At 71.9% G+C, this 6,365-nt stretch carries 7 protein-coding genes and 1 pseudogene; 3 read left to right on the top strand and 5 right to left on the bottom strand.

Translation table 11 applies throughout. From position 1 onward, the window contains the following. Positions 1–10: 10 nt before the first annotated feature. Complete coding sequence (locus tag C1I95_RS11640; RefSeq protein WP_111213824.1) at positions 11–640, bottom strand: DUF6642 family protein; 630 nt, start codon at positions 638–640, stop codon at positions 11–13. Positions 641–943: 303 nt separating this feature from the next. On the opposite strand from C1I95_RS11640, the gene C1I95_RS37110 reads away from it, so the two are divergent. Then, positions 944–1,732: a D-Ala-D-Ala carboxypeptidase family metallohydrolase gene (locus C1I95_RS37110; protein ID WP_111213814.1), complete on the top strand. Its 789-nt coding sequence runs from the start codon at positions 944–946 to the stop codon at positions 1,730–1,732. Between the two features lie 242 nt (positions 1,733–1,974). Here the strand turns inward: C1I95_RS37110 and C1I95_RS11650 are convergent, their stop codons facing one another. After that, positions 1,975–2,379: a hypothetical protein gene (locus C1I95_RS11650; protein ID WP_233513572.1), complete on the bottom strand. Its 405-nt coding sequence runs from the start codon at positions 2,377–2,379 to the stop codon at positions 1,975–1,977. Positions 2,380–2,625: 246 nt separating this feature from the next. Here C1I95_RS11650 and C1I95_RS36305 point away from each other — a divergent pair. Continuing rightward, positions 2,626–2,779, top strand: a pseudogene (locus tag C1I95_RS36305) (ABC transporter permease); the annotation flags it as partial. Further along, entirely contained in the window at positions 2,776–3,477 is a 702-nt protein-coding gene (locus tag C1I95_RS11655; RefSeq protein WP_111213816.1) for a YqeB family protein, read from the top strand. The pseudogene C1I95_RS36305 and the gene C1I95_RS11655, both read left to right, overlap by 4 nt. Positions 3,478–3,531: 54 nt before the next feature. Here C1I95_RS11655 and C1I95_RS36310 read toward each other — a convergent pair whose 3' ends face one another. The 3 genes from C1I95_RS36310 to C1I95_RS11670 form a co-directional block, all read right to left on the bottom strand. After that, positions 3,532–5,148 (bottom strand): M28 family metallopeptidase, encoded by a 1,617-nt coding sequence (locus tag C1I95_RS36310; RefSeq protein WP_233513574.1) that lies wholly within the window; start codon positions 5,146–5,148, stop codon positions 3,532–3,534. A gap of 133 nt (positions 5,149–5,281) precedes the next feature. Further along, the gene (locus C1I95_RS11665) at positions 5,282–5,956 is read right to left on the bottom strand and encodes a 4Fe-4S single cluster domain-containing protein (RefSeq protein WP_111213818.1); all 675 of its coding nucleotides are present in this window, start codon (positions 5,954–5,956) and stop codon (positions 5,282–5,284) included. Next, on the bottom strand, positions 5,949–6,365 hold a 417-nt coding region (locus C1I95_RS11670; RefSeq protein WP_233513577.1), incomplete at its 5' end, for a ComEA family DNA-binding protein. The genes C1I95_RS11670 and C1I95_RS11665, both read right to left, overlap by 8 nt.

Genomic DNA, 6,365 nt, shown 5'->3' on the forward strand with positions numbered 1-6,365 from the left:
CTGCCAGCCGTCAGGTGGCACGGCCGGCGGACGGTTGGCTGGGCACCCGGGGGCGCACCGACGGCCGCCAGGCCCGGCCGTTGGCGTAGATGACCCGGAAGCCCAGGTACGAGGCCAGCGGGGCCCAGTGCGCCGAACCCATGCGCAGCTCGGCGGCGTTGTGCCGCTGGCCGTTGGCGAGCACGTCGAGTAGGACGGTCTCGAACGCCGCCGACTCGACCCAGTCCACCTCGCGGGTGAAGCCGCAGATCAGCGCCGCACCGGTGACGTCGAGGAACTCGCGCAGCACCGACTCGGAGGCGCGCAGCACCGAGCAGCTGCCGAAATAGAGCCGCCGCCCCTCGCAGCGCCCGGCCATCCGCTCGGCCATCTCGGCGAGTTCGACCGAGTGCCAGTCGGTCAGGCACAGCCGGTTCGGCTCGCCGTGCATGGCGAAGAAGCCCAGCCGGTAGTCGGCGTACTGCTTCAGCAGCCAGCGGTCGAGGAAGTAGAACAGCTCGTCCCGGGTGGCCGCGTCCTTGTGGATGAAACGAACCCGGCCCAGCCGTTCCAGCAGTTCGAGGGTGGGCAGGACGGATCCGCGCTCGTTGAGATCCCGGTGCCACTGGCCCTCGACGCAGAAGATGCCACCGCGTGCCACGCCCACCTCCCGGTCGTCGCCCGCGCTGAGGTTACCGGCCCACCCGGGCCCGGGAACATCACCCTCGGTGCGCCAGGCTGCGACCTTCCGTACGGTATCCGCGCCTCTGCGGCACCGCAGCGCCGAATGCCCGGTTCGCAGAACGGCGGATTTCCCAGCTGATCCTCAGGTACCGCGAATCATGAGGACAATTCTCGTTAATCGCCGCTGACTCACTGCTCAGGCTGCAAGGGTGGACTTCGCGGGACGAGATGGTCGAAGTCCCGAATGCCATCCCATTCCCTCTCATATTGGGAGACTTCTGTGCGCGTACACACCTTGAAGCGGGCCGTCGTCGCCCTGGCCCTGGCCCTGCCGGGCACCGCGATCGCCGCGGTGGTCGCCGCGCCAGCAGCCCACGCCGACGGCTGCTACACCTGGAACCGCAACCTCTACCAGGGACGCTCCGGCAGCGATGTGCGGGAGTTGCAGCTGCGGGTCGCCGGTTGGGCCGGCAACCGCAACATCGTGGAGCTCGACGGCCGGTACGGCCCGAAGACCGCCGCCGCGGTACGCCGGTTCCAGTCCGCGTACGACCTGCGGGTCGACGGGATCGCCGGGCCGCAGACCTTCGCGAAGCTGTACGAACTCCAGGACAACGACTGCACGCCCCGGCACTTCACCTGGAGCGAGATGGACGACGGCTGCGGCCGGGGCGGGTGGACCGGTGGCCCCCTGAGCGCCGCCGAGACCCGGCAGAACGCCCTGCGTACGATGTGGAAGCTGGAGGCGCTGCGGAAGAGCCTCGGCGACCGGCCACTGACCGTCAGCAGCGGTTTCCGCAGCCGCACCTGCAACAGCCAGGTGGGCGGGGCGACGGACAGCCAGCACCTGTACGGCAACGCCGCCGATGTCGTCTCGCGCAGCAGGTCGCTCTGCCAGATCGCCCGCGAGGCCCGCAACCACGGATTCAGCGGCATCCTCGGCCCCGGCGTGCAGGGCCACAACAACCACGTCCACCTCGACTCCCGGCGGGAGAACAACCGGGACCGCAGCCCGAACTCCACCTACCAGGCCGCGCCCAACTGCGGGATCGCCGCCAGCAGCGACTAGGGCCCGTGTCGAAGTCCTCGGTCGAGCCGAGGCGGAGTCCAGGCGACGATCCGGCAAGGCGGGGATTGGTCCGGATACCGGTGTTGTATCCGGACCAATCCCCAACGCCGCCGGTTGTCGCCTGGGCCCGCCGCAGGCCGGCCAGGGGCTTCGACACAGGTCCTAGCGACGCCGGCCCGGGGCGCGGGCGGGGTGGGGACCGCGCGCTCCGGGCCGGCGTCGTATGGCCGCGGGCGAGCCGTTCAGCTCGCCCGCGGCCAGCGCGGCGCGGTGGCGGGGGGTGCCACCGGCCGGCCGGAGCCCGAGGTCCGGATGCCGGGCCGCACCACCGGAGCGGACACCCGCGGCACCGGACCGCGCGCCGGGTAGCCGGCGGCCCCCGCCGGACGGACCGCCGGGGTACGGGTCGGTGCGGGCCCGTTCACCAGGAACGGGAACGGCACGTGCACGAACGGGTTGCCGTGCCGGATGAGGGCGTCGAGCTGCCGCTCGTTGAGCCCGTGGTTCAGCAGCACCCGCCGGCCCCAGCGGTGCAGCCGGCAGGGGAACCGGGCACCGTCGTTACGGCAGAGCGCCCCCGAGGGCCATTCCTCCGCCGCGTGCACGACCACCGCCCGGACCGCCAGCCGGACATCCTCAGGGGTCAACGGCGCCGGAACCGGCAAGTCGCCCAGAATCTGATCGATGGGATCCGTCGATTGCTCATCAACTCGCACGGCAGACCTCCCGCAGCTCCGGTAGCGGTGCGCTTCAGCACCGCACCTCGCGCATTGGTACGGCTTCCAGGACGGGATAGTTCAATCCCCGGTAATGCTTGCCGGCGGACCCGCTCAGACCAGCCCGGCGTCGGGTACGAGCAGGGCGATCTGGTCCGGCCGCTGAACCGCGCCGGCGAGTGGCTGGACACCGGGGTGCACCATGCAGTCATTGTTCGAAGCCGAGATGACCGCCGGGCAGTGGGGGCGACTCGGGGTTTCGCTGCTGGTGTGGCTGGGCGTACCCCTGCTCGCCGGGCTGGTCCGGACGATGCGTCAGGAGGTGGCATGACGTCGTACGGCACGCCGACCGTGGTCGGCGGCGACGCTGGCGAACTGCTGGTGCTCTGGGGCGGGATCCCGGTGCTCGGCGGCGCGGCGGGCGGCCTGCTCGCCCTCGGTGCGGGCTGGGTGGCCGACCTGCCCTGGGCACCACTACAGGGCTTGTTCCGCCTGGTCGACAGGCTGAACGAGGGGTACGCCCTGGCTGGCGGGGTGGGAGTCGGCGTACTGGCCGGGTTGGTGATCGCCGCGATCGGCACCGCCGAGCGGGTGCGGGTCACCGTGGACGGCAGCCGGGTCCGGCTGCGCCGTGGCAGCACCGAGCGGGAGGTGGGCCGGTCGGAGACCCGGGTGGCCTTCGTCGACGGCAAGGATCTGGTGCTGCTCGACGGGGACGACGGCGAACTGGTCCGGCAGCGTTCCGACCTGCCGGCCGCCCAGTTGGCCGGGGCGTTCCGCGAGCACGGCTGGCCGTGGGTGGCGGAGGATCCGCACCGGGCGGCGTACCGTCGCTGGGTGCCCGGCCTGCCCGGGCTGCCGGCCGGCGCGGACGCGCTGCTGCGGGCCCGGCAGGAGGCGGTGGAACGCGACCGGGGCGAGGAGGCCGGGGAACTGCGCGCGGAGTTGGGCCGCTACGGCGTGGTGGTCCGCGACGACGGCAAGCGGCAGCACTGGCGGCTGACCCGATCGGCCCGGCCACCCGAGTGACACGAACGGGCCGGGCCCCGGTGTGGGACCCGGCCCGCTCAGCGGGACGCTCGGTTACTTCCAGGCGTGCCCGTGGCCGTGCTTGTGGCCGTGCCCCTTGCCCTTGCCGTGCGACTTGCCCGGCGACTTCACGCCGTTCACGGCCGAGGTGTCGAACGCGAACGTGATCACCGCGGTGGCGACGGCGTCGGCGTTGACGTCGAGCGCGAAGACGTTGACGTTGCCCTTGAGCTTGTACTTCTTCCCCAGCGCCTGGTACAGCGCGGCGTCGGCACCGTCAGCGACCGGCGTAAGGCTGTCGCAGGCCTGGTGGTAGCAGGGGTCGTAGGCCTCCCCCTCCAGGCCACCGAAGAGGGCGACCTCGGCGGCCGTCTTGCGGCCCTCCGCACCGGTGAACAGGCCACCGGCGGGGATGTCGACGTCGATGAACGCCCCGTAGTCCGACCGACCGGTGAAGTCGGACGGCACGGTGGGCAGCTTGCGGGAGGCGAAGAAGTCCTCGAACACCTTCTCGATCTGCGCCGAACCCTCCGGACCAGGGCCCGCACCCTCCTGCGCGGAGTCATCGCCGTCGTACACGCCGAACACGTAGTTCGGCGAGCCGATCATGTCGAAGTTCAGGTAGAGCGCGATGTTCGCGATCTCCTGCTCGGTCAGGCTGTCCACGTAGTACTGCGAGCCGATCAGGCCCGCCTCCTCCGCGCCCCACCAGGCGAAGCGAACCGCGTTGTTCGGCTTCACCTTGGCCATCTGCAACGCGACCTCGAGCAGCGCGGCGCTGCCGGTGCCGTTGTCGTTGTAGCCCGGCCCCGCCGGATCCGAGTCGAGGTGCGCCCCGGCCACCACGACGTTGTCGGTGCGGCCCTCCTTGGTCTGGGCGAAGACGTTCTCGGTGCTCCGGACCTCCGAGGTGGTGTCGGCCTCGATCCGCAGGACCAGACCCGGGGTCGCCGCGAACTGCGCCCCGGTGTCGTAGGACACCGAGACCGCCGGGATGCCGACCGGCGCGCCGAGCGTGCCGGCGAAGAGCTCCCAACGGTCCGGGTTGGCCTCCGGCGTGCCGTTGCCCTGGTTCATGATGATCGCACCGGCAGCGCCGGCGGCCTCGGCGTTGGCGACCTTGTCCCCGAACCCGCAGGTGCCGCGCTGCATGAGCGCGATCTTGCCGACCACGTTGATGCCGGCGAAGTCGCTGGCCTCGCAGCCGGACGTCGAGGCGCGCGGCGGCGTGAGGTTGAGGTCTACCGCGACGACCTGCCCCTGCCCAACCCCGTCGCCGGAGTAGTCCATCAGGTCGTAGTCGACGCCCGCCTGGTAGGTGGTCGGGTTCGGTGCCACCTGGGCGAACGAGGAGCCGAACTCCTCGTAGAACGCGAAGTCGAACTGCTGCCGGCTGACCTTGTAGCCGGCCTTCTTCAGCAGCCCGGCCACGTAGTCGGCACTGGCGTCGTAGCCCGGAGTGCCGGAGGCACGCGTGCCGTTGTTCGCGGTGGCGATGGCCTGGAACTTGTCGAGGTGCTTGAACACACCCTCGACCGTCACCGCCTTGGTCAGCTTCTTGGCCGAGTTGTTGTTCGGGTCCGCCGACGCCGGGCTTGCCAGCGCCACCGTGCCCAGGAGGGTGCTGGCCGCGATACCGGCAAGCAGTCTCCTACCGGAGAAAGGCACCACGATGTGCCACGTCCTTCCTCTGTGGGTATCCGGCTCCCCTACCCCCGTGTGCCGGATGTTCCGGCAATCTTGGTGCACCTTCATCCAGATGCAAAGGGTCTGTTCAGCCGAGCCGAACCCACCGTTTGGCCCGCTAGCGCCGGGCGGCACTCGGCCGGCGGGGTGGCGGGCGGCCCACCATGGCCAGCAACTCGTCGAGAGCCGCCACCTCGGCCCAGCCGTTGACCTCGACCCGTCCGGTCGCGTCCACTGTGATCTCGACCCGGTCCGGGCTGCCCGACAGGCCGTCGAGCAGACCCGGGAAACGGTCGCTGAGCAGCACGAACTCCTGGTTGGTGGAGCCCACCCAGGGCCGCTTGGTGTCGATCCGGTCGGCCTCGAACGGCCCGGCGACGAGCAGGTCGGTCGCGGCGAGCAGGGCCGCGACGTCGTCCCGGCCGGCGTCGACCGCCGCCGTCAACCGCGAGCGGGTGTAGCCGGTGAAGGTCATTACCGAGCGTCCGGCGTCGCGTACGCCGATGGCGACCTCCGCCAGCGGGGCCGCCTGGTCGAAGGGCTCGCCGCCCAGCAGCGTCAGCCCTTCGGTGCCGGCGGCGAGCACCCGGCGTACCAGGTCGGCCGGGGCGACCTGCTCCCCGCCCCGGAAGCTCCACAGGTGCGGGTTGAAGCAACCGGGGCAGCGGATGGCGCAGCCCTGCACCCAGATGGCGGTTCGCTCACCCGGCCCTTCGGCTCGGGTGGCGGGAAGGAACCGGGCCAGGGCCACCGTCTCCGCGCCGCGGCGAGGGGCCGGGCCAGGCTCAGACATCCAGGACGCGGCCCTGCGGCGGTCGCCCCGGTGGGGGGCCGGCGGGCGGCGTGCACACCAGGCCGTCGCGCAGTCGCGCGTACTCGTGTGGGGCCAGGTTGGCGGCGGCGACGAACTCGGGCAGGCTGCCGAAGCCGCCCCGCCGGTCCCGTTCGGCCAGCACGTACCGGGCGCGCTGCGGGTCGAAGCCGGGCAGCGCCGCAAGGTCGTCCAGCCGGGCGGCGTTGACGTCCAGCGGCCCGGCGGGACGCGCCGCCGGCTGGCCCTGCGCGGGTACGGGCGCCGCGACCGGACCGGGCCCGAAGTAGCCACCCGGCGGAGGCACCGCCACCCTCGGATCGAACGCCGCCCCGGCGGGCGGGTACCCGGGCGACGCGGGTGGCTGGGCCGGCGACTCGGGCGACGGGGC

Source organism: Micromonospora craterilacus (assembly GCF_003236315.1).
Classification (GTDB): domain Bacteria; phylum Actinomycetota; class Actinomycetes; order Mycobacteriales; family Micromonosporaceae; genus Micromonospora; species Micromonospora craterilacus.

Excerpts from the sequence above, each read along its gene's own strand:
- C1I95_RS11655 (WP_111213816.1), top strand. The coding sequence starts at position 2,776 with ATGACGTCGTACGGCACGCCGACCGTGGTCGGCGGCGACGCTGGCGAA.
- C1I95_RS11665 (WP_111213818.1), bottom strand. The coding sequence starts at position 5,956 with ATGTCTGAGCCTGGCCCGGCCCCTCGCCGCGGCGCGGAGACGGTGGCC.